Here is a 25,914-nt window from a genome sequence, read left to right as displayed (position 1 = left end):
GAATGTAGGGTCGCCATCTATGGCGACCGATTCACTCTTAACCTGCTACTTCCGTCTTCATGGTCTGCAACATATGTTCAGCCAGGCGCAAGCTCAACGCAGCGCCGGTCAAGGTCGGGTTCATACAAGATGCTGACGGCATCACGCTGGTTCCGGCAATCCACATATTGGGATGATCATGCGTGCGGCAATCACGATTTACTACCGAATTATGCGGATCATCGCCCATAATGGTGGTGCCCATGATGTGCTGGCGATCCTGGAACTTAGTATCGATCGACAATATTTCCGCATTCAGTAGTTCTGCAAACTTGTGAAAATCTTTGAGCCCCGCTTCTTTTCCGGCATGCCAGTAATCCGTCACGCTGTAGTAAATCTCCGGCAACGGAATACCAATCGCATCTTTTTTCGTCTTGCTTGGCGTAACGCGGTTTTCCGCCAGCGGCAAGGTTTCAAAATCGATAGCAAAGTTCAGCGAGCGTGCCGACTGGCGCCGGATTTCAGCATCCAGTTTGGAGCCCAGCACACCTTTCTCAATCAGCGATGCAGCATAATCGGCGGTTGGCACCGTGTTACGCACTTTGATCTTGTAGCTGGGGAAATCCTTGCGGAATACGCCATCGCGGTTGTTCAGATACACCAGCAATTCGGTCGGCCCCTGACCTGGCCACACATCTTCCGACATCATCACGTTCATACTGATGCCGGTGTGGCCCATCAAATTGCGGCCAACCTGATCGGAAGAGTTTGCAATGCCGTTGGGATATTTCTCCGACGTCGACATCAACAGTAGCTTGGGCGATTCAATGCCGTAGGCCGCCAGTACAAAGTAGTCGGCGGTTAAATGGTGCTCGGAACCATCCGGCTTTTTATACCAAATGCCGGTAATTTTGCCATCATCCGCTGCCTCTATACGGTACACCACCGCGTTATCCAGCAGTTTTGCTCCCAAACGCTCCGCTTCATCGATATGCATCGAGCCATCATATTTGGCGGCGATCGGGCAAACCGGATTGCAGTTATTATTGCCGCCACACATTGGGCGCTTGCCCCACGGCTTAGTCGCGCGACCGTTCGGTTCCAGCACCGGATTATAACCGCCTTTACCCAGCATCTCAGTTAGGCGATCAAACAGATAACTGGTTGGCAAACCCGGCATCGGGAATGGTGTAGATCGCGGTGGCCAGGCTTTGCCACCCTGCCCACTTTCGTCTTGTCCATCGACGCCTGAAACGCCCAGCTCATGCTCGGCTTTGCCATACCACGCTTCCAGCTCTTCGTAGCCAAAGGGCCAGTCGCGGCCCCGACCATAAAGTGTGTTAAGTTTGAAATCGTTGGGGATCATACGCCACAGTGCGGAGCCAAAGTGCCAGGTCGTACCACCGACAACGCGCAGGTATTTGGTGGGATATTTAACCGGCCCAACCTGCTGCAAATAGTCACCGTAGGTGGACGGAATATGTGGCGGATTGGGATAAGGCGAACCCACGCCCTGTAATTTGACATTGGTTAACGACATCTTGAACGGGGAATTACGGAAACGTTCGACGATTTCCTGGCGAGACACACGCGGGCCTGCCTCAAGGATGATGACTGATTTACCGGCTTTTGCCATCTGGCAGGCGATCAACCCGCCCATCACGCCCGAGCCAATGATGATCACATCGGCATCGACTTTTTGTGCACTCATGCGCCTTCTCCTGTAGTTGCCACTTTGCCATCATGCGTCACTGCCCAGTAGAACGGCCCGCCGCCATAGGTTGGGACCACCAGAATATCTTTGGTGGGCAGGTACATCATCGCATCGGCATAAGCGATCAACTCCAGATCGCTGCCGTCGCCGACAACGCCGGTGTACCACGCTGAAATGATGCGTTTTGCCGTTTTCCATTCAGGATTATCTGCACCAAATGCGGCAAGGAAATCGTCGACATGGGCAAAATTATGCTGCTGCAACACTGCCTGCAGGCTGCTGAGCTGGTGCGTGAATTCGGCATTATGGCGATTCAAGGCATCGTAGTAGCGCTGTCCCAGCATCGGGCCGACCGGGCGACTGACCAAAAACTGCGAAACGGTCAGAAAACCATTTTCAGCCATCTGATCTGCAGCCAGCGCGCGCGCCGGGAACAGGGAATTACACATCGCGCCGAGTGACAAAATGCCCATGCCTTGCAACAAACGACGTCGGGAAAGGTTATGCGCCATGTTTTTTCCCCTTACGCGAAATTGAAACCAGCAGCACCAGTAAAATAATGATAACTACCGCGCCACCGCCCCACACAGCAGGCTGCGCCAGGCGAGCAATCAGTGGGCGCTTGCCGCCTTCACGCACGGTTTTAACCTGTTCAGGCGTTACGTTCAGCTGAGCATTACCAAAGTTTTTCAGCACGTAGTTGCTGACGTCGGAAATTTGCTGGTCGCTTAATCGATCGGTAAATAACCCATCCGGGCCAAAAGCGGGCATGACGACATCTTTGCCATCAACCTGACGATGTACGCCGTAGACAATAGTGGCAATGAGGTTATCGGCCTGCGGTGCGCCGGTGGCGGTGTTGTGGAACAGCGAAGGATAGAAGTGATTGCCCGCACCATCCGCCTGATGGCAGTTAGCGCAAGAACTGGCGTAAACCTGCCAGCCCGCATCGGGATTTTTAACCGCTCGCAGCGCCGCTTCATCTGTTGCGGGTTTGCCAAGCGCGTCGCGCGGCGAGTTCGTGGCCTGAGTCACCGCGGGGATCTGCCGCAGATAAGCCACTATCGCATTGATATCGTCATCAGACAGATGCTGTAAGCTGTGCTCAACAGCTTCCGCCATCGGGCCTGCTGCCTGGGCTTTGCCTGCAACATGGCCCGTTTTGAGATATTGCGCGATTTGCGCATCGCTCCAGTTGCCAATGCCGGCTTGTTTATCGGGCGTGATATTCGGCGCGTACCAACTGCCTAGGCTGCCGCCGCTGAGAGCCTGACCGTTGTTTTGCCCCATCAGCGCGTTACGTGGCGTATGGCAGGTATCGCAGTGCGCCAATGCATTGACCAGATAATCACCGCGATTAACCACATCCGATTTATCTTTTGCCGGAATAAATGGCTTATTATCGGCAAACAGCATATTCCAGAAGAACATACTTGAACGAATATTAAACGGGAAAGGCAAATCCGTGGTGGGAGGTACATTATCGTCTGCTTTTACACCGTGCATAAAATAAACATACAGCGCGTGCATATCGGCATCAGAAATTTTTGCGTATGAGGTGTAAGGCATCGCCGGATAAAGATGCTGCCCCTGTTTATTAATGCCACTTCGCACGGCTTTAACAAAATCTTGTTCGCTATAATCGCCAATGCCGGCGGTTTTTGATGGCGTGATATTACTGGCAACAATATTCCCCAACGGCGAGGAGATAATATAGCCACCCGACATTTCCTTGCCCTGATTCGGTGCGGTGTGGCAAGCTCCACAGTCCGCAGCAATAGCCAGATACTTGCCTTTCGCAATAAGAACCGCAGACTCAGCCGCATCTTCAGCGTGAGCTGAAAATGTGGCAGACATCAGAATGCTCAACGCGAAAGGCAGACAACACTGTCTCACCTTTCTTGCTTTCATTGTAATTGCTTCCGGTAAATAATTATTAGTATTGTAAAAACAATAATGCACTTCTGTGGCAACCCACAGAAGTGCACACTATCAGACAACGTCAATTCACAAAATACAAACAGTGCTATAACAATTCATAATCATTGAAGATGATATTTTCGCCACTTGCCGCCGTTATATCGACTTTACCTGGCTCGGTTAAAAAGGCATCGCCGGGATGTACCCAAACTTCTTTTACCCGATTGGTATGAGTTTGATCGGCAATCAGTACCCGCCCTTCGGTAAAGAACACGCGCACGCCAGGCCCGTGTTGCGTATATTCGCCGGTACTGGCGCCAGGCTTCAGCGTGACCTTCCAGCCTCTCACTGTTTTCTTATCCAGCACCTGAGTAAATGCGGCATTAGCAGGCCGCGAAGCGTTACCAAAATGTTGCGGGCCTGGGATGTTAATTTCGAACGCCACCTGATGATTGACGTTATTTCCGGTATTGGTGACCTTATCCGTATCTGATTTCCCTTGATGCTCACCGAATTTAACATTGCCACTTTTCATTTCGGTCATGTTTACCGGCTTGTCGGGATACTCTATTTTGACCGGGCTCCCTTCAATGTGCGTATTAACATAATCCAGATGCTGCTCATGAAATAGCGTCGATTGTCCGGGTTGAATTAATACGCGCATTACCGTGACGTATTTATTTTCCAGAATGACGTGGTGCAGTGGTTCCAGATCGGTGGCAACCCCTTTTTCAGCCGCTTGTGTCGGTAATCCTGCGCTTAACAGCGTCGAGCACAATAATGTGCTGAATAATCTTTTGCGAACAGTCGACATAAACACTCCTTTTTTTACGAATGAATTAAATAGAGCAGAAATTTACTCAACAATAGTGACCCAATTAGCGCCCTTGCCGGTGGGGACGCGCTCAATTAATGTCAGTTTGCCAGTGGTTTGATCTATGGAATAGAGCGAAATTTGTGTCGACTTCTGACCCGATTCAATTAAATAGCGCCCGGAATTATCAATAGCAAATCCACGCGGCTGAGCTTCTGTTGGCATGCTATTAATCAACGTCAATCGACCATCGCTCGGTGAAACATGAAATGCAGTAATATGACTGCTGGTGCGTTCGGTAGAATAAAGGAAACGTCCATTTGGCGTGATGTGAATATCGGCTTGCCATAAACGCGGTTTGGCGGATTTTGGCAAATCATCATCGCCGGTCAGTGGTCGCGCTTCACCACGCTGCATGTTGGCGGCAATGGCCGGATCGAGTGATGGTGTCGCTTCATGTTCCGTCAGGGTGCCATCTTTGTTCAACGTCAGGCGGGAAATGTTGCCGGCCATTTCGGTCAGCACATAGAGATTCTGCTCACCCTTCTCATCCCGCTGCGGTGCAAAGGTGAAATGACGCGGTCCGGTTGCCGACTCGCGTTGGATATTCACAAACGCTGGCGTGTTCGCCGTGACGGTTCCGCTGTGGCTATCAAAACGGTACTGCAGCAGTTGATCGGCGCCTAACAGCGGTACATAGAGAAACTGGTTGCTGGGATCGGTCTGAATCGAATGTGCACGCTTTCCGGTATGCACCACCTGCACCGGCGCACTCTCAACTTTGCCATCCGCGGCAATGCGATTGATGCTAAACAGATCGCCGCCGTAAGAAGATGAAAGCAGGAATTTCCCGCTTTTATCCAGCGCGACATACGCCATCGCCTCTGGCAGCGGCGTATCCGCAAAATGCTGCAGCGAGCCGTCAGGTTGAATATGCCAGGCCGAAACATGGTAAGGCTTACTGCGAACGGAGACATAAAGTGTCTTGTTATCCAGCGAAACCACCATCGGCATACTTTTCAGGCCGCTGGGATATTCACCAATCGGTTTAAGCTGGCGCTGCGCCTTTTGCAGCTCGTAGGCCGTCACCGTGCCGCTGTCGCCGTTGGATACGTAGACAAAAGATTTTTCCTGCGCCAATACTGTTGATGCAAAGAGCATTATGCCTGCGGCTATTACCGTCTTTTTCATCTTTGGATCTCGTTTTTGTAGGGAACAATGCGGGTATTACCAGCGCGTATTAAAATGTTCGCACAGCTCCAATACGGCTTGTTCTGGCAGCGCGGCGGGCTTATCCACGCAGTTCAGCCAAAGGCGCGCGGTTTCTTCCAGCTCTTCAAGGGCAAAGCTTACCGCTGAAACGGATTTACCCCACATTACCGGGCCAAGTCTCTCCAGCATCACGCCACGCACGTCATTGGCCAGCTCAGCCACCTGCGCAGCCACATCGGCATGGCCTGGGCGGCGATAGTCGATTAACGGAATCCGCCCGACTTTCATCACCTGATACGGCGTCAGCGGCGGTAAAATGCTGTCGCGCTGCCACACACCCGCTAACGTCAGTTGCACCAGATGCGTGGAATGGGTGTGCACCACACCGTGCGCCTCCGGGTTACGATCGTAAATCTGGCGATGAAGCAGCAAAGTCTTCGACGGTTTGTCGCCCGAAACCCATTCACCCGCGCGATTTACCTTGGCAATCCGGACTGGCTCGAGATGTCCGAGACAAGCATCAGTTGGCGTAATCAGCCAGCCATCTTCCAGGCGAGCGCTAATGTTTCCCGCGGTACCGGTGGTATAGCCGCGGTTAAACAGTTCGGCTCCCACCTGACAAATCTCTTCTCGTAAGGACTGTTCGTTTTGCATGCTGTTTCTCCTCTTATTGATTGGCGGTAGCAATGACGTTGGCATCCGGTTTAGAGCTGATCGGTAATGGTTCCAGTTTGCCGAGCACAAACATAAAGGTCAGCGCACCCAGCACACAGATTCCGCCCGCCACCAACAATGGCACCACAAATGAACCGTGACTGAGGCTCAGCATCAGGCCAGTGAAGGAGGCCGTAACTATCCCTGCCAGGTTACCCGCAAAATTCTGGATGCCGCCTAGCGTGGCTACGTAATTACTGGCAGGCGCAACGTCGGCTGGCAGCGTCCAGATGTTGGCGGCGGTGAAGGCTAAACCGGCGTAAGTGATGGAGAATAAGGTGAGGATCACCGTAATGCTGTCGGTGAATGCGGCGAAAGCAATCACGCTGGAGAGCAACATCCCGCTGATAAGACAGGTTTTACGCGCAGCGGTCAGGCTAAATCCTTTGCGGTAAAGGGTATCTGACACAATCCCGCCGAGCAGACTTCCCGGAATCCCCATCAGTGCAGGGATCGCGCCGAGCGTCCCCAGCTCTTTCAATGAAAAACCATGCGCCACCGTCAGATAAGTTGGGAACCAGGTCACAAAGAAATAGGTGGCGAAGTTCATGCAGAAGAAGCCAATCATCATTCCCCACACGTTGCGATGACGGAAGAGTGACCACAATTCAACTTTTGCGTCGGCCTGCGTAGTGGGCAAAGCACGATCTTCCAGCAGATTTTGACGCTCAGTTTCATCGAGACCTTTCATCTCTTCAGGTTCACGATAGAAGACTAACCAGATCACCACCCAAATCAGTCCTAACGCGCCAGTCACGATGAAGGATGTTTCCCAATCCCATACGCTGATTAACCATGCAACCAGCGGCAGCGCCAGCGCGCTGCCGGCACGTGGACCGGCATCAAAGATCCCGCTTGCCGTTGCACGCTGTTTTTTCGGGAACCAGCTGTAAACCACTTTTACACAGCCCGGATTTCCCCCCGCCTCACCCAACCCTAATGCCAAGCGCGCCGCAAAAAGAGAAGTGAATCCTTTACCAAACGAAGTAAACACCGTAAACAACGACCACCAGCCAACGGCGATGGCTAGCCCGGCACGTGCACCGAGACGATCGAGTAGGCGTCCAGCCGGAATTTGCATCAGCGCATACGTCCAGAAGAAGGCGCCCAGAATCAGCCCCATGCTGGTGTCATCGAGGCCTAAATCTGCTTTGATGTGCGGTGCGGCGATTGCGAGGTTGATACGATCGATGTAATTGATTGCGATGGCGAAAAAGCAGAACACGATCATCAGCCAGCGAATTCGTGGATATCTGCGCATAGTGAATTCCTTTATGATTTATATAGGGTTAACACAGGTTCTGCGGCCTTAGGGCGGCTGCAGTCAGCGTTGTGGTTAAATTTGGGGGTGACAGTTCATGATCGTGTTAAAAAACGTGAGCAGGCACACCCAACCTGATAACATGATGTCAAAAGTAAGCGATTACAAAATTCAGTCAAGCCAAAAGTAAGCGCTTTCAAAATTACCTGTGAGGTGTCTGCAATTTTTGTGGACAAGCTCACTCTTTCTGCAGGAGTGACTTGATGAGTGATAAGCAAAATGGATCTGGCCGCGTATCACTGGATGATGTTGCGCGTCTCTCTGGCGTTTCAACGGCGACGGTTTCACGCGTATTAAACGGCAGCACCACGGTCAAAGCGTCACGCCGTGAAGCGGTGGAAAAGGCCTGTGAGGAATTGGGATATGTGATTAACCGCGCCGCGCGCACCCTCGCCTCACGCCGCAGCATGACGATTGGCGCGGTAGTACCCACGCTGGCGACGGAAACCTTTTCGCGCCCGCTGGCGGCTTTTCAGCAACTGATTCATGAAGCCGGCTATACGCTGCTATTGGCCAACTCCAACTTCGATCCGGAAACCGAGCTGAAAGAAGTTAATAAGCTGATTGAGTACGGCATCGACGGTTTGATGCTGGTGGGCAATACCCATCATCCAAAGCTGTGGGAGCGCATTATTCAGCAGAATATCGCCTGCGTGCAGACCTTTTCGCAAGACAGCGAAAGACCCTGTGTCGGTTATGACAGCGAGGGTGCGGCTGAAACCCTGGCGCAGCATTTGCTGGGATTAGGGCATCAGCGTTTTGCGGTGATTGTCGGCACGCCACCTTCCAACGATCGTATTTCAGAACGCCTGAACGGTACACGCCGCGCCCTGCAGCAGTATGGATTGACGCTGCCGGACACGCATTTAATTGATAACGCCTTCACCATGAATGATGCGCGCAGGGCGGTGTTTCGTTTACTCGATGCGCCGCAGCCGCCCACCGCCATCATCTGCGGTAACGATCTGCTGGCGTTTGGTGCTATGCGCGCGGCGAGCGAGCGTTATCTGCGCATTCCAAATGATATCTCCATCGTTGGCTTCAACGACTATGAATACGCTGAACATCTTGAGCATCCGCTGACCACCATGCGTGTGGATTTAGCGTCGATTGGTGAACACGCCGCGCACTATTTGTTGAACTCGCTGAATAACTTACCCGCACCAATGCAGACGCAGATAAGTACCGAGTTGATTGTCCGGGGCAGCAGCGGCTCGGTGCCCCGTCAGGAACGCTAATCGCGTCTATCCATGCCGAAACGGTTGAACACGTCCGTGACTGACGGCGTTTTCAGCCAGCTCAGAAATGCTTGCGCCCGTTCAGGTTGTTGGGCGCGGCTTAACACCGCAGCCGAAAGCGAAATCGCCTGCTGCGTACCCGCTGGCAGCGGTCCAACAACATCAATGCCCTCCACCATCAGCAGTTCGCTGATCTGCTGTACTGCCAGGTCAGCGTTGCCCTGCACCAGTTGCTCGGCGGTAAAACCAGCAGGAATCACCGTGCCACGCGCGCGCAGTTCCGTATCAATGTTGAGTTGTTTCAACAATTGTGAAAACCAGACACCGCTGGCTCCGGCTTCTGACCAGGCCACCGAACGCGCAGCTAACAAAGTCTGAATCAACGTTTCGCGATTGCTGATATCGGGCTGTGCAGCGCCCGCCCGCACGGCAATACCGATGGGAGAATCAACGAGTTCGATACGCGTGCCCGCATCCGCCAAACCCGATTGTGTCAGGCGGTCCAGCGTCTCAACCGTAGCGATCACCACATCCGCACCGGCGCCAGCGTTGAGCTCTTTTTCGATGAGGGTGCTGGGATGCCAGCGTATCGCCAGCGGTGCATTAGGATGTTGCGACTGCCATTGGGCAACCAGCGTGTTAAACGGCGCGCTCAGTGCAAGCGCGCTATAAATCGTTAACGCCATGATTAATCCTCGCGTGCGAAAAAGGGAGCGCGACGCAGCAGCGCAGCATTAAGTTGCTCAGGCCGCGTCACGCCGATCAGTGCTAAATCGCGATCGATTTCATCCCGCAGGATATGCATGGCATGTTCAACGCCCGCCTGAGCGCCAATCACCGCGCCATACAGGAATGGACGACCAAGAAACACGAAGTCCGCGCCCAGCGCCATCGCTTTCATCACATCGGTGCCGCGACGGATGCCGCTATCAATAATTACCTTCATATTGCCCTTCGCCGCCGCAATTTCAGCGAGTGTATGCAGCGGCGGCACCGTGTAGTCCAGCTGACGGCCGCCGTGGTTGGAGAGAATCACCGCATCGGCGCCAAGATCACGCGCGATGAAGGCATCATCCGGCGACATCAGCCCTTTAATCACCAGATTGCCTTTCCATTTTTTACGGATCGCTTCAACGTGCTTCCAGCTCAGTTTGTCGCGTGCATTGGTGTTACGTACTTTGCTCGACATCATCGGCGGGCCGCGTTCAGCATCGGTATTTTCGAAGTGTGGCGCACCATGACGCAGAAAGGTTTGCGCCACCGTGCCCAATAGCCAGCGCGGACTCATGGCGCTTTGCCACATCACTTTCGGCGTGATTTTTATCGGCATGCTGAAGCCACTGCGGGTGTTATGTTCCCGATTACCCAGCATCGGTGTATCACCGGTCACCACCAGCGTTTTATAACCGGCGTGTTCAACGCGGTCGACCAGGCGATCGATACGCGGTTGGTCGCCCGCCAGATAGGCCTGAAACCAGGCGTCAGGATTAGCGGCGATCACCTCTTCTAACGAAATCAGCGACGAGGCGCTGAGGATCATTGGCACATTCATTGCGCGTGCAGCCTTCGCCAACATTAAGTCAGCCCGGTAACTGACAAACGACGCGCCGCCAAGCGGAGCAACACCGAATGGATGCGCCCAATCATGGCCCAATAAATTCACACGCTGATCCCGGCCAGAAACATCGCGGAACATACGCGGCACAAAGACATATTGCTGATAAGCCTCATGCGCGGCAGCAAGTCCTCTGCCGGTTTCCACGCCGCCTTTTACATACTGATAAATCATATTCGGCAATCGCTTACGCGCATGGCGTTCAAAATCATCTAACGCCAGCAAGTCACGAAAATGGCGTGGCACCGTATTCGCAGGGCGCACCTGCGCTTCGGGTGTCACGTTAACGTTAATAGCGGTGGTTTCTCCACGAATGGTCATAGTGCGTTCTCAGAGTTAGCTAAAAGTAAGCGATTTCAAATTAGGCATTCAGACGAATGCATTCACTTACATCCTGACAGATGCGCAGTTTTTTTATGTGACGGGCATCACCATATGAAGACAAATGTAAGCCCTTACATTTTCATTCTAACTCAGATATGGTGTGCTGTAATTCACTTGTGTATCGCTGGTGTCGGAGAAAATGATGAGCCAACGCATAGTTTTACTGCATGCCACGCCGGTGGCGATGTCTCCTATTCAGGACGCTTTTAACGATCTTTGGCCAGAGGCTGAAGTGGTGAATTTGCTGGATGATGGTTTGACTGTGGATCGCGCAAAAGAAGAACAGCTTTCCCGGCAGTTGATTGATCGCTTCGTTGCTTTTGGCCGCTACGGTTACGCGATGAATGCGCAAGGTATTCTGGTGACCTGCTCAGCCTTTGGCCCAGCGATTGATGAACTCTCTGCGGCTTTGCCGGTGCCGGTGCTTAAACCGAATGAAGCGATGTTCGAGGCTGCACTGCAGCAAGGCGAACGCATCGGCATGCTGGCGACCTTTGGTCCGTCATTAGTGACGATGTGCGATGAGTTTTATCACTATGCCGAACAAATTGGTTCATCCGCGACGCTGGAAACCGTGCTGGTTCCGGATGCCATCGACCTGCTGCGTAAAGGTGATGTCGCCAGCCACAATCGTCTGGTCGCAGAGTGCGCACCGCAGTTAAGTCACTGCGATGTGATTATGCTGGCGCACTTCTCTACCTCGCGCGCCGCCGATGCCGTGCGTGAGAAAGTCTCGATTCCGGTTTTAACGGCACCGCATGCAGCGGTGAAAAAAATGCAGTCCGCGATTGGAGGATCATCATGCTGATTGGGGTCATCGCCGATGATTTTACCGGTGCCAGCGATATTGCCGTCACGCTGTCGAAAGGATTGGTGGGCGAAGGCGGTTTGCGCACGACCCAGTATCTTGGCGTACCGCATCAATCTGCAGACAAACAGGTGCAAGCTGGCGTTATTGCCTTGAAATCGCGCTCTCTGCCCGCAGAGGAAGCTGTTCAACAATCGCTGGCTGCCTGTGAATGGCTATTGCAGCAAGGCTGTACGCAGATCGTATTTAAATATTGCTCGACCTTTGACTCGACCGACTCTGGCAACATTGGTCCTGTACTCGACGCGCTGGCTCAGCGATTAGCGGCGCGCAATGTGATTGTCTGCCCGGCGTTTCCCGCGATGGGCCGTACGCTTTATCAGGGCAATTTGTTTGTGCACACCCGTCCGCTGAATGAATCTGGCATGGAGCATCATCCTTTGACGCCCATGAAGGATGCGGATATCCGCCGTTTGCTGGCGCGCCAGGCAAAAACGCGCGTCAGCCATATTGGCTGGCAGCAAGTGGTGCAAGGCAGTGAAGCACTGCGCGAGATTCTGCAAGCCCGGACAGATGAGGAACCCCAATTGGTGGTGGTGGATGCCATCAGCGATCACGATTTAACGCTGATCGGCATCGCCGCTGCGGATGAGAAGCTTATCAGTGGTGGATCGGGCATCGCGCTTGCCCTGCCGCACAATTTTATCAGTGCCGGTAAAGCACAAGGTAACAACAGTGAGTTTCCTGCCATTAAAGGTTCCAGCGCCATTTTAGTTGGCAGTTGTTCAGGTGCGACGCGCGGACAAATAGAAGAACACCAAAAACAGCATGCGGTGCTGGCCATTGAGATTGAGGATGTGATGGCGGAACGAATTGATGCTGACGATCTCGTGGATTTTATCCTCACCCAACAGAACCGTTGCCCGCTGATCTATTCCTCAGGCGATCCCGTAACCGTAAAGCAAATGCAGCAGCAGTTTGGCCAGCACAATATCTCACAACGCCTTGATCGGCTGTTTGGTGATACGGCACGCAAGTTGGTGCTTGAAGCGGGCATTCAGCGTTTAGTGGTTGGCGGTGGAGAAACCTCGGGCGCGGTGGTCAGCGCGTTGAATTTAGGTTCGCTGCAGGTTGGAAGTGAAATCGATCCTGGCGTGCCCGCCCTGTTTGCTCAAGGCGAGCGACCGCTGGCGCTGGCGCTAAAATCGGGGAATTTTGGTCGGCGCGACTTCTTCTCGCATGCCCTTAACGTGTTAGCCGGTTCTATGCATTAAATCGAAGACAACGTCTGCACGACGTTGTCCTTTTCTCTCTTATCGGCCACCAAATTCCGGCAATACCCCAAACCAGCTCAGCAGCCAGGCCAGTATATTCATCGCGCCAAATACAAACAGTAAAACCACTGCCAGTGAACAGCGTTGCTGAGATTTCCACGCCAGCATGGCCGGGATGATCACCGCCCATAAAGTCGCGAACAGTCCTGCAAAACCAATCGCGGCGACAAAACCACTCGGCCAGCAAATCGAGGCGAGTAACGGCGGCAGGAAAGTCAGGCTGGCGGTTTTCAAACGTGCGCCCGGCGAATTCCCGTATCCCAGACGATCGGCGATGAAATCAAACAGACCAGCGGTGACGCCGAGGAATGAAGCGATCACCGCGAAATGCGAGAAGATCGACATCATCAGCGCCAGCGCATTTACGTGCAGATGATCACGCAACGCTGCCATCAGTGCCGCGATATCACCGCCCTGCTGCACAATCTTGGGAAACGCATTGCGCGGAAGATTTCCCATGGTGCTGGTCAGCCAAAACAGATACAGCGCCAGCGACAGCAAGGTACCCAAGACCAATGCGCGCGTAATATTCTGCTTATTACCACCGTAATAACTCACCAGACCGGTGATGTTGCCGTGGTAACCAAACGACGCGAGACAAAACGGCAGCACGCCAAGTGCATAAGGCCAGTAATGTTCCCCTGCTGCGGGCCCGCTCAGTAACGACGGCACATTCACCTGCGTCAGTAAGCCGCCGAACAGTACGATCAACAGCAGAATTTTCGCCAGCACGCAGAAGGTCATCAAGCGGCTGACGCCGGTAGTACCGAGCCACACTACCAAAGCAACGCACAGCGTCAGCACTATTTTGGCTTCTGCGGTAGAGATCGGTAATCCCAACTGACTGATCGATTGCTGATAAACCGGGCCGCTGGCCGAAATGTAGGCGTAGGTGAGAATGCCGAGGACAAATAAGATGCTAAGACCATTGAGCGTCGCCCAGCCACGTCCGAGCAAATCTTTGGTTAAGGTGTCGTAACCCGCGCCAGGCGGATACTTCAAGCTAACACGCATAAACAACAAGCCGGACAGCAACATCCCGCCCCAGCTAATCAGCAACAACACCATCGCCCAGCCAAACCACGCGCCCGCCATCACCACCGGCAACGTAAACATCCCTGCGCCCACTACGGTGCCGCAAATAATCATCGCGCCCCACCATACGGAAGGCTGCCGGCGGGACAATGTCATCTCCGTCATCACTTATTCCCTACAAAACTGCTTAAAAGCGGCGATGATACACGGGAAAACGCTGAGAAGAGAGTGTGATACGAGATAAAACGCGCGCCATAATGCAGGTGCGCATTAATGCGCACCCTACGAAAAAAGCGCCAATCCTTTGTAGGGTCGCCATTTATGGTGACCGAAAGACGTTTACTGACGAGCATTACGCCATCAAAACGCGCGTATATGGAAGGGAAAAGAACTTAGTTATAGAACGTCGGTTTCGCTGGCATGGTGATCGGCACGATGTCACCCGAGTTTTGCGCCGCAACGCAGGCATCAGCCGCGACCGCCGCCGCATAACCATCCCATGCGGATGGCCCGGTCATCTCCCCCGCCAACACGTTATTGATGAAGTCCTGCAGCTCCACGTCATAGGCATCGATGAAACGCTTTTTCCAGTCGGTGAGAATACTGGTGGAGAGTTTGGCCGCGCTGCGCGTTTGTACCGACATCGGTTCAGGCAAACGTGCGATACCGCTTTCGCCCACCACTTCACACTGAATATCGTAGCCGTAAGCGCAGTTAACGAAGATTTCTACATCGATGCGCACGCCTTTGGCGGTTTCCAGCAGCACGATTTGCGGATCTTTCAGATGCGCAGACGCTTTACTGGTTGAGCGTGGATAGATCACCTGCGCGCTGACGTAGTCATCTTTCAGCAACCAGCGCAGCACATCGAGCTCATGAATCAGCGTGTCGGTGATGGCCATATCGGTGGTGTAGGCATCGCCGACTTCGGGATTGCGGTGCGCGCAGTGCAGCATCAACGGTTCGCCGATCTCACCGTTCTCAATCACCGTTTTCAAGGCGCGATAGCCGCTGTCGTAAGGACGCATAAAGCCGACCTGCACCAGCTTTTTACCGGCGGCGATTTCCGCTTCAACGATGTTCATGCAACCCTGCGCGGTGACCGCCAGCGGCTTTTCACAGAACACCGCTTTGCCCGCTTTGATTGCCGCCAGCACGAATTCTTCGTGAGTTGGCCCCCACGACGTGACCAGAATCGCCTGCACTTCTGGCGCGTTAATCAGGTCATGCGCGTTGTCATAAATCTCCGCCTGGATTCCCAGATCTTGAATGATCTGTTCGCAGTTGCTGCGGTTGATGTCATTCAGCGCCACTACGCGCGAATGTTGCAGCACCTGGCTACAACGACGGATGTGTTCGCGACCAATCGCGCCCGTGCCAATTACACCAATATTGAGCGTCATAGCGTGTTCCTTAGTTATTCAGGTAAGCAATGCTGGATTGGATTTCCTGAGCAATCTGTTCTTCGCTCCAGCCATCCATTACGGAAGAAAACGGTTCAAAGGCGTAGATGCCGCGATAGCCCATCTCTTCCAGACGCTGCACTTGCTGTTTCGATTTCAGCAGATCGTCGGCGCTGAGCATGATGCGCTCTTCGTCAGTTAGCTGATGCGTTGGGCGCGCATCGGTGACGCCAGAAAGATGCACCAGTCCGATATTGTTGACGTCGACGCCGCCGGCAAAGTCTTGCTCAGCGCCTTCGTACAAGTGGTGGTGAAAAGTATCGAGTACGATTTTGAACGGCGCGCCCGCTTGCTTGATCAGCTGTTGTGCCAGTGCGGCAGAACGCAGCGAGCTTTGTGGAAATCCGAGCGGCTCAACCAGACCGGCGATGCCATATTCAGCGAACAGCGGTGCCAGTGTTTTTAACGCATCCACGGTTTGCTGCTGGGAAATAACCGTGCCGTCATTCAGTGGGCAGAGTACTAACGCTTTGGCACCGGTTTCACGCGCAGCGTTTAATAAAGCGCGCGTCTTCTCCAGCACCTCATCAGTTAATTGGTTAAACGGATAAACCGCATTAATCGTTTCGATGGTGAACGCATGTTGTTCAGCCAGATCACGAACTTGTTCACCGGATAAATGATCAGTCACGCTGCCACTTTTCATATCATTGCGGATTTCGACTTTATTTAACCCTAACTTTTCAACCAGAGAGAAAAAACGATCGAGGCTGAGGTTGGGCGCAATTTTACGATTAACGCACAGTCGGTCATGGCTTATTTTGTAGGTCATGGTGTGTTCTATCCTGAAAGAGTAATAGTATTGACTTTCTGTTATGTTGTGACGCGTTGATATCTTGCGATAGTAAGCGATGTCGTTTTGCTGCTCTGCCAGAACTTTGATTGATTTACATCAACGCAACATCATTTATACAACTCATGGAAGTAGTGCTCGACCTGCTCCAGGCTGCGCCCTTTGGTTTCCGGGATGGTGCGCAACACGAACATCGATCCACCAATACCAATCACCGCAAAGGTTAAGAAGGCTCCGGCGAGGCCAAACGCCGCCAGCAGCAAAGGGAATGCCATCGAAATGGCAAAGTTCGCCATCCACAGCGCAAACACCGCGCCGCCCATGCAAATGCCGCGCATACGCGCCGGAAAGATCTCAGAAAGTAATAGCCAGGTAACCGGCGACAGCGCGCCTTGCTGGAAGCACAGGAACATCAACATCCCCGCCAGCACCAGATAAGCGCGCAGCAGATTGACGCCACCCGCAGAATGATATTCCGGCATCAAGAAGCAGACCGCCGCGATAAAGAACAGACACGCGGTGCAGCCCATCTGTCCCACCAACACCAGCGGACGACGACCGATTTTGCCGATCATCCAGATACCGACCAGCGTCATCAGCACTGAAATCACGCCGTTAGCGATGGTGGCAAACAGCGCGGCATCATTACTCAAGCCGGTTGCCGTCAGCATGGTCGGCGCGTAATACATGATGGTGTTGACGCCGGTCAGCTGCTGAATCGCCGCAATACCGATACCGAGGAGGAACACTTTGCGCAGCCACGGCGTTCGCAGATCTCGCAAGCGGCCTTTGCCCTGTTGCCGGTTCTCTTCAATGGTTTCTTCGATCTCTTCCAGCTCCCAATCGACGTCATCCGCCGCGCGGGTTTTCTCCAGCACTTTGCGCGCTTCGTTGTTGTTACCGCGCATCACGTGCCAGCGCGGGCTTTCTGGCATAAAGATCATGCCAAACCACAGCAAAACGGCGGGCACCGTCGAGATGGCGATCATCCAGCGCCAGGTGTGCTCCCCGCCCCAGATTTCGTTGAAAGTGGCGTTGGACACGTACGCCAGCAGCTGACCCGAAACAATCATCAGCTCCTGCAAAGTGACCAGTTGGCCGCGCTTGTTGGCCGGTGCGATTTCCGCGATATACACCGGCACCGTGGCCGCCGCGCCACCGACGGCAATGCCAAGGAACAGTCGTGAAGCGATCATGGAGATGACATCCGGCGCAAATGCCGAACCGATGGCTCCAAGGGCAAAAATAAAGGCGAGGGAAATAATGATTTTGCGACGCCCCAGCGCGTCGGCGAAGTGACCGGCGAGCAGCGCGCCAAAAGCGGCACCAAACAGCAGTGAACTGGTGACTAATCCTGTGGTGAATGGCGTGAGTTGCAAATCGTCACGCATAAACAGCAAAGCGCCCGATACCACGCCGGTATCGTAGCCAAACAGTAATCCACCAAGCGTGGCAACCAGCGCAATTATTTTAACAAAGGGCTCAGTGCGTGTGGTGCTATTCGGGCCGGAAGCCGTGTTGGTGGATATATAAAGTTCTCTTTCCATAATACCTCCTGGTAAAAAAAATAAATAAGGAAATAAGGCAGAACAAAACAGAAGGCTCACGCTAAAGGCATTTTTATTTCATGTTAATTTTTATTTGGAATTTTCTTACCGAAATGTGAGTTCAAGCATTTTGGTGTTTTTATTTTGATGGAATTGCATCAGGGGGAGATTTTATTTAGGCAGGATTTATAACGGTAATTTAAAAGGTCGCCATGAATGGCGACCTTCCATATGTGTATTTCGCATTAACATTGCCAAATAAAGCTATCGCACTGGGCGCAAAAGCCTGCTTTGTCGGGCGGCCGTTTAATTATGCTTGTGCGGTGGGCGGTTTAGCGGGCGTCAATTTAGCTATCGACTTGATTACCAGCGAGGTTAGCCGCGATTTAGGCATGTTAGGCGCGGCTTCGCTGGCAGATTTAGGGGAGAAGCATTTGCGGATCGTTGGTTGATATGGTCGCCACGAATGGCGACCCTAAGGACAATTATCGGCGGCGCGGCAGCGAAACCAGCAGCAAGCCAAACACAATCAGCACCACGCCGGCAAAGCTGCTCCAGCGAAAGGTTTCCCCCAATATGGGCAAGGAAATCGCTGCTAACCAGACCAGCACATAACTCAAACTGAGCAGCGGATAGAGCCGATTGAGCGGCAGAAGACGCAGCGCCAGCATCCAGCACAACATCGACAGCGCATAAGCGCCAAGGCCCATCGCTAACAGCAGCAGCGGTTTGATGTGCTGCATGCTCAGCAGCGCGCTTAACGGCGGGAATTCGAGCATCGCCATTCGCAAAACCAGCTGCGCCAGCGATACCAGCAATACGCTGCACAGCGCCAGCATTACGCCTTTCATAGATGACTTCCCATCAGCGCCACACCGGCAACAATCGCCAGCGTGCCAATCCACTGCTGTAGGCTGTAGGTTTCGCGCCAGATCAGCCGCGCGGCGATGGCCACCAACACAAAGTTAAGACTCAGCATCGGATACGCCACGCTCACCGGCACCACGCGCAGTACCGCCAGCCACAGCAGCATGCCGATACCCAGCAGCAGGATGCTGAGCGCCAGCCAAAGCATCCCCTTTTTGATGCCGAGATGAGCCGCCTGCTTCTGACACAGCTGGGCGGCGCAACTCAGCACGCTGACCAGTAAAATCAGCAGCAGATTCATGGTGTGGCATTGTAGCCGTAATAAACCAGGCGGCCCTGACGATAGACATCATCCGGTTCCGGCAGGTTTTTATCCGGCGTTTTGTCGCTGGAATTCATCATCAGCACCAATGAAACCTTGCCCTGACGACGATGCACGCGCAGCCAGTCGGCAAAGTTATCCGCATCAATATAGTGTGACTGCGCATCCGGATAGCTCAGGCCGTATTGCAACTCGCCTTTGGCATCATAGAAATTGATGTCGCTGCGCTGCAGTTCCCAGGCCACCGCCGATGCCACGCCAGGATTGTTGGCCAGCAGATAACGACTCTCCGCCAGCTGATCGTGCACCGCGCCGACAAAACTCTGCGGCTGCTTGGAGTCGCGCACCTTTTGCGGAATGGCAAAGCCCACCAGTAACGCCAGCGCCAGCGGACAAAGCGCGGCTAACTGCCAGCGACCGTTCTCCGGTTTGCGGCTCAGCCAGCCCATCACGCCCCATCCGATAAAGGAGAGCGCCGCACAGAACACGCCAACAGTCTCTTCGTTGCTGTACACCGGACGATGCGAAATGCCCCACGGCGCTAGTACTACCAGCAACACGATTGCGGCAATCGCACCGAACAGCAGATTGATCCAGCCATTTACTTTTAGCGCTTTCATCACCTGCGGTGAAGCGCTGTGCGCGTAGTGCGCCATCAGCAGCGCCAGCGGCGCGAAGCACGGCAAAATGTAGGTCGGCAATTTGCCTTTAGCGATGCTAAAAAACAGCAGCGGCAGCAGCACCCAGCTGAGCAAATAGATTGGCCCGGCATGCTGGTTGCGCTGACGCCACGCGCCGAGCAGCGATCCCGGCAGCAGCGCCAGCCACGGCAAACAGCCCGCCAGCAACACTGGAATGTAATACCAGAATGGCGCTTTGTGCTGTGCATCCGACTCGGCGAAACGCTGAATATGCTCGACCCAGAAGAAGTAGTGCCAGAAATCCCCTTCCTGCTGATTAATCGCCAACGCCCACGGCGTGCTGAGCAGCACAGCAACCACAATCGTCAGCGGTCCCCAACGCAGCAGTTCACCGAAGCGACGCTGCCAAATGGCCCACGGCAGAATCGCCAACACCGGCACCGCCAGCGCGAGAAACCCTTTGGTCATAAAACCCATCGCGCAGGCCGCGCCCAGCAAAACATAGCCACACAAACGTTGCCGCGTGGTGCTAGCCTGCGACGCCAGCCAGTAACTGCACATCGCGGCAACCAGCCACAGCATCAGGATCGGATCGAGTACCGCGTAAGTGCCGACGCCGTACACCAGTAGTGAAGTCAGGAAAATAACGCTGCCAGTCAGCGCGACTTGGCGGCTGGCAAACATCTGCGTGCCGAGCCAGAAGACCAATACTGCGCTTAACGTGGTGCTAAAAATCGATCCAGCGCGCACGCCAAAGTTTGTGTGACCATACAACCATTGGCCAATGTTATTGACCCAATATCCGGCAATTGGTTTTTCGAAGTAACGGAGATCGAAGAAATGCGGCACCACCCAATTGCCGCTGAACAGCATTTCACGGCTGATTTCAGCGTAACGGGTTTCGTCCGGCTGCCATAAGGCGCGGAACTCAATCGGGATCAGGTAAAAAAGCGCGAAAAGCGCGATGAGTAATGCGGTTTTAGTGCCTGTACGCATCCGTGGTTCCTGTAAATATTAACGCTGGCAGCCTAGCCAGCCTTCGCGTCCGGGAATATGCCCGCGCACGATGTTGCCCTGTGGCAGCGTAGTGAGATCGTCGGGTAACAAGGCGCTGAGTGGACAAAATTCAATGTCCTGCTGCTCCGCACGTTTCAGCAGATCGGCGAACGCCTTAAGTCCAACAATCCCTTCCACTTCGGCATGAATGGTGTAGACCGGTGAACCCGTTGCAGCATGGATCTGCTCGAGAATGAAGTCGTTAAAATCTTCCGCGCTTACCGATTGTCCCACCACTTCATCCCAGGTGGGCAAGGTCACCGGAATTTGTACCGTGCCGATACTACCATCACTAAGAATGGGCAGAAATGGCCCAGTACCTCGGCAGTCGCTGTTATAGCTGAAGCCAAACTGCTGCTTAGCTGCCACGACGCGACCGTCTGCCCGCCAACCCGCCACGGCTGAACATGTGACGTTGTCACCAATAATCGCTTCAAGCGCCTGCTTCCCCCGCGCAATCTGCTCAACCAGTTTTTCTTGCGGCCACACGCCCGCCCAGGTCTGCCAGGCAAAGTGATCCCAGGCATGCAAGCCGACCTCATGATGATCGGCGGTAGCACTGATGATCTCCTCCAGACCGCGACCAATTTCCCGTCCCGGCCAGGCGGTGCCGGCCAGCAAGATATCCCAGCCGTAAAGAGATGCTGCGCGCGAACGCAGCATTTTCCACAGGAAGCGCGGTTTTAACAGGCGCCACAAGTGGCGCCCCATATTATCCGGTCCAACACTGAAGAAAAAACTGGCCTGCAGCTGATGCAGACTGAATTGCTCCAGTAGCGCCGGCACCCCGAATTGGGTGCCGCGCCAGGTATCTACATCGACGCGCAAACCTACTTTTTTCATGGCTTATCCTGCAGCTCAACGGTGCGCAGGAAGAAGTCCAGCGTGTTATCAATGGTGGTATCCATCTCGACGGTTGGCGTCCAGTCCAGCAGACGACGCGCGTTTTTGATCGACGGCTTGCGGTGTTCCACGTCCTGATAACCTTTACCGTAATAGCTGCTGCTTTCTACTTCACGGAATCCAGCAAACGGCGGGAAGTTGCTACGCAGCGGATGACGTTCAAAACTCGCCAGCAGACGCTCGGCCAACTCTTTGATGCTGGCTTCGTTATCCGGGTTACCGATATTGACGATCTGGCCATCGCAGTTATTCTGCTTGTTCTCGATGATGCGGAACAGCGCTTCAATGCCGTCGCGAATATCGGTGAAGCAACGCTTCTGTGCGCCGCCATCGATCAGCTTAATCGGTGAACCTTCCACCAGATTCAAGATCAGTTGCGTAATAGCACGCGAACTGCCGATGCGTGCAGCGTTCAGGTTATCGAGGCGCGGACCCATCCAGTTAAACGGACGGAACAAGGTAAAGCGCAGCCCTTCTTTCTCACCGTAAGCCCAAATCACGCGGTCCAGCAACTGCTTAGAAACGGAGTAGATCCAGCGCTGTTTATTGATCGGCCCAACAACCAGATTCGAGTGATCTTCATCGAAATGTTTGTCAGTACACATGCCGTACACTTCGGAGGTCGATGGGAAAATGATACGCTTTTTGTATTTCACGCAGTCACGAATGATTTTGAGGTTCTCTTCAAAATCGAGTTCGAACACGCGCAGCGGATTGCGCGTGTACTCAATCGGCGTGGCAATCGCCACCAATGGCAGCACCACATCGCACTTCTTAATGTGATACTCAATCCATTCTGAGTGAATGCTGATGTCGCCTTCGACAAAGTGGAAGCGCGGCTGATCGAGGAAACGGCTGATGGCATCTGAACCGATGTCTAAACCGAATACTTCGAAGTTATCATCCTGCAGCAGACGCTCAGTGAGGTGGTTACCGATAAAGCCGTTCACGCCGAGGATCAGCACGCGCGTACGACGTTTGACCGCTGCCACCGGCTGAGAGTAGAGCAATGCGCCCTTCACCATGCCGAGGTTTTGCGCCAGCTGGCTGCCGTTCATGAAGACGCCGTTATCGCTTTGGCCGGTCATCACTTCCAGCGCACCTTCACCGCAAGCGATGAGGAACGGCTCTACGGACAATACGGTGCCTGGTTTGGCGTGGTGACCAATGTTGTGCACGCGGCTCTTCCACACCACAAATTTCACGGTGCCAGCAAAAGCAAATGCGCCCGGCCAAGGATAAGTTACGGCACGCACCAGATTGTTGACCGTCTGCGCCGGGGCTTCCCATTTAATGCGACCATCTTCCGGTGTGCGACGACCGACAACAGTGGCTTCACTTTCGTTTTGTGGCGTGGTGACAATATCGCCACGCTTCACTCCCGGCAACGCGTTATTCAGGACTTCTGTGGCGCAGGCCACCAGTTTGCGATGCAGCGTTAATGCATTGTCCTGCTCGTCAATCGCGACGCGCTGTTGCGCCACGATGTCACCGGCATCGGCGCGTTTCACCATGCGATGCAGCGTAACGCCGGTTTCGGTTTCGCCATTGACCAGCACCCAATTCAGCGGTGCGCGGCCACGGTATTTAGGCAGCAGCGAACCGTGCAGGTTAAAAGCACCCAGTTTTGCGCAGCTGAGAATGCTGTCGTTCAGTAAAGCACGATAGTAGAAGGAGAAGATGTAATCCGGCGCCATGGTTTTAATGCGATCGACCCACAGCGGATGATTCACATCTTCCGGCGCGTAGACCGGAATGCCCTGCTCAGCGGCTAAACGCGCAACGGAGTCAAAAAAGTGGCTCTCAGTTCCTGTGTCTGAGTGGGTAAAAATAGCGCTGATTTCATAGCCAGCGTTCAGAAGTGCAGAAATACCCGCACAGCCCATTTCGGCGTAGGCGAAGACGACAGTTTTCATTGCTCAATTTCCTGTACAGATGAGGCTTTTTGCTGTGGGTGAATCACACGTTGAATGAAGTAGCGCGGACGGGCGCGTACGTCGTTGTAAATGCGGCCGATGTATTCGCCGAGTAATCCCATGCCGATAAACTGCGCACCGACAAAAATAAACAGCACGGCGAACAGCAAGAACACGCCATCGCCGGCCCAGGCGGCGCCGAGGAACAGACGCAGCACAATCAGAATCAGCGAGAAGGCAAATCCGGCCAGCGCAATCAGGCTGCCGACGATACTCAGCAGACGCAGCGGCGTGGTGGTGAGGCAAGTCACCAGGTCATACATCAGGTTAATCAGCCGCATAAAGCTGTATTTTGAATCGCCAAACTCGCGCTCGGCATGCGCCACCGGCAGCTCAATGGTGCGGCGCGCAAAGGTGTTAGCGAGGATGGGAATAAAGGTGCTGCGCTCGTGGCAGTTCAGCATCGCATCAACAATATGGCGGCGATAAGCGCGCAACATGCAGCCGTAGTCGCCCATCGCTTTGCCAGTCACGCGCTGAATCAGGTGATTGATGGTGCGTGAGGCGCGACGACGGAACCAGCTGTCCTGCCGGTTTTGACGCACGGTGCCCACCACGTCATAACCCTGCTGCGCCGCTTTCACCAGGTTCGGGATCTCTTCCGGCGGGTTTTGCAGATCGGCATCCAGCGTGATGATCAAGTCGCCGCTCACGTGGCTGAAGCCCGCCATGATCGCCGAGTGCTGGCCGTAATTACGATTGAGTAATACGCCAACCACATGGCTGCCCGGCATATCCGCAGCGTCAGCAATCATCTCGCCCGAGCGATCGCTGCTGCCGTCATCAACCAGCAGAATCTCGTACTCCAGAGCTAATTCCGCGCAGGCCGCGTCGGTACGACGCACCAACTCCGGCAAGCTCTCCTCTTCGTTGTACACCGGGATCACCACGGAGACTTTACGAATGGCTTTTTCTTCCAACATGTCAAACTCCAGCGATCTGACGCAATGCGCTAATGACGCGCGTGACATCTTCGTCGCGCATATCAGGGAACAACGGGATTGAGCAAATGCGATCGCTATTCCATTCGGTGTGTGGCAGCGAGAGTTGCGGATAGCGTTCGCGGTAATATTTGTGCGTGTGTGCAGCACGGAAATGCAGCCCGGTGCCGATATCCTGCGCTTTAAGTGTTTCCATTAATGCATCGCGGGTAATGCCGCATTGCGCTTCATCGACACGAATAATGAACAGATGCCACGCATGCTGATGCGCCCATTCTGGCTGCGTCAGCGGCAGAAACGGCGTATCTGCCAGTTCGGTGAGATAACGTTGCGCAATCGCCGCGCGGCGCTCATTGATGACGGGCAGCTTTTTCAATTGCACCAAGGCAATGGCGGCGCTGATATCCGGCAAGTTGTATTTGAAGCCCGGCATGATCACTTCCGCCTGCGGCTTGCGGCCATGCGTGTGACGATCGTAAGCATCGACACCGAGGCCGTGGAATTTCAGGCTGCGCATGCGGTCGGCCAATGCCGCATCATCGGTCACAATCAAGCCACCTTCGGCGCAGGTCATGTTTTTGATGGCGTGGAAGGAGAAGATTGCCGTGCCCTGTTGGCCGACGTGCTTACCTTTGTAGTAACAGCCGGCAGCGTGCGCGGCATCCTCAATCACCGGAATGCCGTGGCGCTCACCGATGGCGCGGATGGCATCCAGATCGGCCGGTGCACCTGCGTAATGCACCGGAATGATGGCGCGCGTGCGCGGTGTAATTGCTACTTCAATCTGCTCTGGCGCCACCATTAAGGTGTCGCGATCGATATCGGTCATCACCGGCGTCGCACCGAGCAGCGTGATGATGTTAATGGTGGAAACCCAGGTCAGAGACGGCGTGATCACCTCATCGCCAGGCTGGATGCCCAGCGCCAGCAGCGTGACGTGCATCCCCGCCGTTGCGGAGCTGACAGCAATCGCATGCTGATTGCCGGTGAGCTGGCAAAAAGCCTCTTCCAGTTCGGCATTTTTCGGGCCGGTGGTGATCCAACCCGACTCAAACACCGATTTTACGGCGGCTAACTCTTCCTCGCCCAACGAGGGCCGTGAGAATGGTAAAAAATTCATAATGTTACCTTGGAATTAAGCACTATTTGACGGCCATTTATTCCAAAATACGCGGGTTAACTTAACGCAACATTAAATGAGGAGAGTACTAAGTCGGCTTTTTCTGACACGTTGAGGATTGGTAGAGGAAAGGGCAAATTTGCCGTTTTATCATCATGAACCAGCACACTTCTTAAGGTTAAATTAAGGTTTTGACC

24 protein-coding genes are annotated in these 25,914 nt (G+C 53.9%); 4 read left to right on the top strand and 20 right to left on the bottom strand.

Going from position 1 to position 25,914, the window contains the following annotated elements; all coding sequences use genetic code 11:
* Nucleotides 1-37 precede the first annotated feature (37 nt).
* From AC6I8A_RS21290 to AC6I8A_RS21260, 7 genes are all read right to left on the bottom strand, one after another.
* Nucleotides 38-1,690: a GMC family oxidoreductase gene (locus AC6I8A_RS21290; protein ID WP_265298315.1), complete on the bottom strand. Its 1,653-nt coding sequence runs from the start codon at nt 1,688-1,690 to the stop codon at nt 38-40.
* Nucleotides 1,687-2,205, bottom strand: a complete 519-nt coding sequence (locus AC6I8A_RS21285; RefSeq protein ID WP_497819124.1) for a sugar dehydrogenase complex small subunit — start codon at nt 2,203-2,205, stop codon at nt 1,687-1,689. The genes AC6I8A_RS21290 and AC6I8A_RS21285 overlap by 4 nt, the downstream gene beginning before the upstream one ends.
* Nucleotides 2,195-3,604 carry a c-type cytochrome gene (locus tag AC6I8A_RS21280; RefSeq protein WP_497819123.1) on the bottom strand — a complete coding sequence of 470 codons (1,410 nt, stop codon included), beginning with the start codon at nt 3,602-3,604 and terminating at the stop codon, nt 2,195-2,197. The genes AC6I8A_RS21285 and AC6I8A_RS21280 overlap by 11 nt, the downstream gene beginning before the upstream one ends.
* 115 nt (nt 3,605-3,719) lie before the next feature.
* Nucleotides 3,720-4,427, bottom strand: coding sequence for a hypothetical protein (locus tag AC6I8A_RS21275; protein ID WP_312184607.1), 708 nt, complete (start codon nt 4,425-4,427; stop codon nt 3,720-3,722).
* 42 nt (nt 4,428-4,469) lie between these two features.
* On the bottom strand, nt 4,470-5,618 hold the full coding sequence (locus tag AC6I8A_RS21270; protein WP_497819122.1) for a lactonase family protein: 1,149 nt from the start codon (nt 5,616-5,618) through the stop codon (nt 4,470-4,472).
* Between the two features lie 36 nt (nt 5,619-5,654).
* Entirely contained in the window at nt 5,655-6,293 is a 639-nt protein-coding gene (otnC, locus tag AC6I8A_RS21265; protein WP_497819121.1) for a 3-oxo-tetronate 4-phosphate decarboxylase, read from the bottom strand.
* A 13-nt stretch (nt 6,294-6,306) separates the two neighbouring features.
* Nucleotides 6,307-7,614: an MFS transporter gene (locus AC6I8A_RS21260; RefSeq protein ID WP_293793753.1), complete on the bottom strand. Its 1,308-nt coding sequence runs from the start codon at nt 7,612-7,614 to the stop codon at nt 6,307-6,309.
* Between the two features lie 263 nt (nt 7,615-7,877).
* Here AC6I8A_RS21260 and AC6I8A_RS21255 point away from each other — a divergent pair, with 263 nt between their 5' ends.
* Nucleotides 7,878-8,912 (top strand): LacI family DNA-binding transcriptional regulator, encoded by a 1,035-nt coding sequence (locus AC6I8A_RS21255; protein ID WP_256698729.1) that lies wholly within the window; start codon nt 7,878-7,880, stop codon nt 8,910-8,912.
* Here AC6I8A_RS21255 and AC6I8A_RS21250 read toward each other — a convergent pair.
* Nucleotides 8,909-9,598, bottom strand: a complete 690-nt coding sequence (locus AC6I8A_RS21250) for a molybdate ABC transporter substrate-binding protein (protein WP_497819120.1) — start codon at nt 9,596-9,598, stop codon at nt 8,909-8,911. The two genes, AC6I8A_RS21255 and AC6I8A_RS21250, sit on opposite strands and share 4 nt — an antisense overlap.
* Before the next feature lie 2 nt (nt 9,599-9,600).
* The gene (locus tag AC6I8A_RS21245) at nt 9,601-10,848 is read right to left on the bottom strand and encodes an alpha-hydroxy acid oxidase (RefSeq protein WP_256698731.1); all 1,248 of its coding nucleotides are present in this window, start codon (nt 10,846-10,848) and stop codon (nt 9,601-9,603) included.
* 205 nt (nt 10,849-11,053) lie between these two features.
* On the opposite strand from AC6I8A_RS21245, the gene AC6I8A_RS21240 reads away from it, so the two are divergent.
* Both AC6I8A_RS21240 and otnK read left to right on the top strand, forming a co-directional pair.
* Entirely contained in the window at nt 11,054-11,719 is a 666-nt protein-coding gene (locus tag AC6I8A_RS21240) for an aspartate/glutamate racemase family protein (protein WP_331482749.1), read from the top strand.
* On the top strand, nt 11,713-12,993 hold the full coding sequence (otnK, locus tag AC6I8A_RS21235) for a 3-oxo-tetronate kinase (protein ID WP_497819119.1): 1,281 nt from the start codon (nt 11,713-11,715) through the stop codon (nt 12,991-12,993). The genes AC6I8A_RS21240 and otnK overlap by 7 nt, the downstream gene beginning before the upstream one ends.
* A gap of 39 nt (nt 12,994-13,032) precedes the next feature.
* Here otnK and AC6I8A_RS21230 read toward each other — a convergent pair whose 3' ends face one another.
* The 4 genes from AC6I8A_RS21230 to AC6I8A_RS21215 form a co-directional block, all read right to left on the bottom strand.
* Nucleotides 13,033-14,253, bottom strand: coding sequence for an aromatic amino acid transporter (locus AC6I8A_RS21230; RefSeq protein WP_497819118.1), 1,221 nt, complete (start codon nt 14,251-14,253; stop codon nt 13,033-13,035).
* A gap of 227 nt (nt 14,254-14,480) precedes the next feature.
* Nucleotides 14,481-15,491: a bifunctional inositol 2-dehydrogenase/D-chiro-inositol 1-dehydrogenase gene (gene iolG / locus AC6I8A_RS21225; protein WP_256698735.1), complete on the bottom strand. Its 1,011-nt coding sequence runs from the start codon at nt 15,489-15,491 to the stop codon at nt 14,481-14,483.
* A gap of 10 nt (nt 15,492-15,501) precedes the next feature.
* Nucleotides 15,502-16,323 (bottom strand): TIM barrel protein, encoded by an 822-nt coding sequence (locus tag AC6I8A_RS21220; protein WP_293793769.1) that lies wholly within the window; start codon nt 16,321-16,323, stop codon nt 15,502-15,504.
* 131 nt (nt 16,324-16,454) lie between these two features.
* A complete protein-coding gene (locus tag AC6I8A_RS21215) occupies nt 16,455-17,891 on the bottom strand; it encodes a sugar porter family MFS transporter (RefSeq protein ID WP_497819117.1) in 1,437 nt (478 codons plus the stop codon).
* 212 nt (nt 17,892-18,103) lie between these two features.
* Here AC6I8A_RS21215 and AC6I8A_RS21210 point away from each other — a divergent pair, with 212 nt between their 5' ends.
* On the top strand, nt 18,104-18,343 hold the full coding sequence (locus AC6I8A_RS21210) for an alpha-hydroxy-acid oxidizing protein (protein WP_479485379.1): 240 nt from the start codon (nt 18,104-18,106) through the stop codon (nt 18,341-18,343).
* Between the two features lie 33 nt (nt 18,344-18,376).
* Here the strand turns inward: AC6I8A_RS21210 and arnF are convergent, their stop codons facing one another.
* Genes arnF through arnB form a run of 7 tightly spaced genes read right to left on the bottom strand, consistent with a single transcriptional unit; the run spans nt 18,377 to nt 25,717 of the window.
* Nucleotides 18,377-18,742, bottom strand: coding sequence for a 4-amino-4-deoxy-L-arabinose-phosphoundecaprenol flippase subunit ArnF (arnF, locus tag AC6I8A_RS21205; RefSeq protein WP_479485377.1), 366 nt, complete (start codon nt 18,740-18,742; stop codon nt 18,377-18,379).
* Complete coding sequence (gene arnE / locus AC6I8A_RS21200) at nt 18,739-19,059, bottom strand: 4-amino-4-deoxy-L-arabinose-phosphoundecaprenol flippase subunit ArnE (RefSeq protein ID WP_265298349.1); 321 nt, start codon at nt 19,057-19,059, stop codon at nt 18,739-18,741. The genes arnF and arnE overlap by 4 nt, the downstream gene beginning before the upstream one ends.
* Entirely contained in the window at nt 19,056-20,717 is a 1,662-nt protein-coding gene (gene arnT / locus AC6I8A_RS21195) for a lipid IV(A) 4-amino-4-deoxy-L-arabinosyltransferase (RefSeq protein ID WP_497819116.1), read from the bottom strand. The genes arnE and arnT overlap by 4 nt, the downstream gene beginning before the upstream one ends.
* 18 nt (nt 20,718-20,735) lie before the next feature.
* Nucleotides 20,736-21,620 (bottom strand): 4-deoxy-4-formamido-L-arabinose-phosphoundecaprenol deformylase, encoded by an 885-nt coding sequence (gene arnD, locus AC6I8A_RS21190; RefSeq protein WP_312183637.1) that lies wholly within the window; start codon nt 21,618-21,620, stop codon nt 20,736-20,738.
* Complete coding sequence (arnA, locus tag AC6I8A_RS21185; RefSeq protein WP_479485371.1) at nt 21,617-23,596, bottom strand: bifunctional UDP-4-amino-4-deoxy-L-arabinose formyltransferase/UDP-glucuronic acid oxidase ArnA; 1,980 nt, start codon at nt 23,594-23,596, stop codon at nt 21,617-21,619. Before arnA ends, arnD begins: the two co-directional genes overlap by 4 nt.
* Nucleotides 23,593-24,579, bottom strand: coding sequence for an undecaprenyl-phosphate 4-deoxy-4-formamido-L-arabinose transferase (gene arnC / locus AC6I8A_RS21180; protein WP_256698744.1), 987 nt, complete (start codon nt 24,577-24,579; stop codon nt 23,593-23,595). Before arnC ends, arnA begins: the two co-directional genes overlap by 4 nt.
* Nucleotide 24,580: 1 nt before the next feature.
* The gene (gene arnB / locus AC6I8A_RS21175; RefSeq protein WP_265298366.1) at nt 24,581-25,717 is read right to left on the bottom strand and encodes a UDP-4-amino-4-deoxy-L-arabinose aminotransferase; all 1,137 of its coding nucleotides are present in this window, start codon (nt 25,715-25,717) and stop codon (nt 24,581-24,583) included.
* Nucleotides 25,718-25,914: the final 197 nt, after the last annotated feature.

This window comes from Pantoea sp. X-Soil-ISGK-275 (assembly GCF_059730795.1).
The sequence above is the reverse complement of the archived record's forward strand: the minus strand, read 5'-3'. Positions and strand labels throughout refer to the sequence as shown.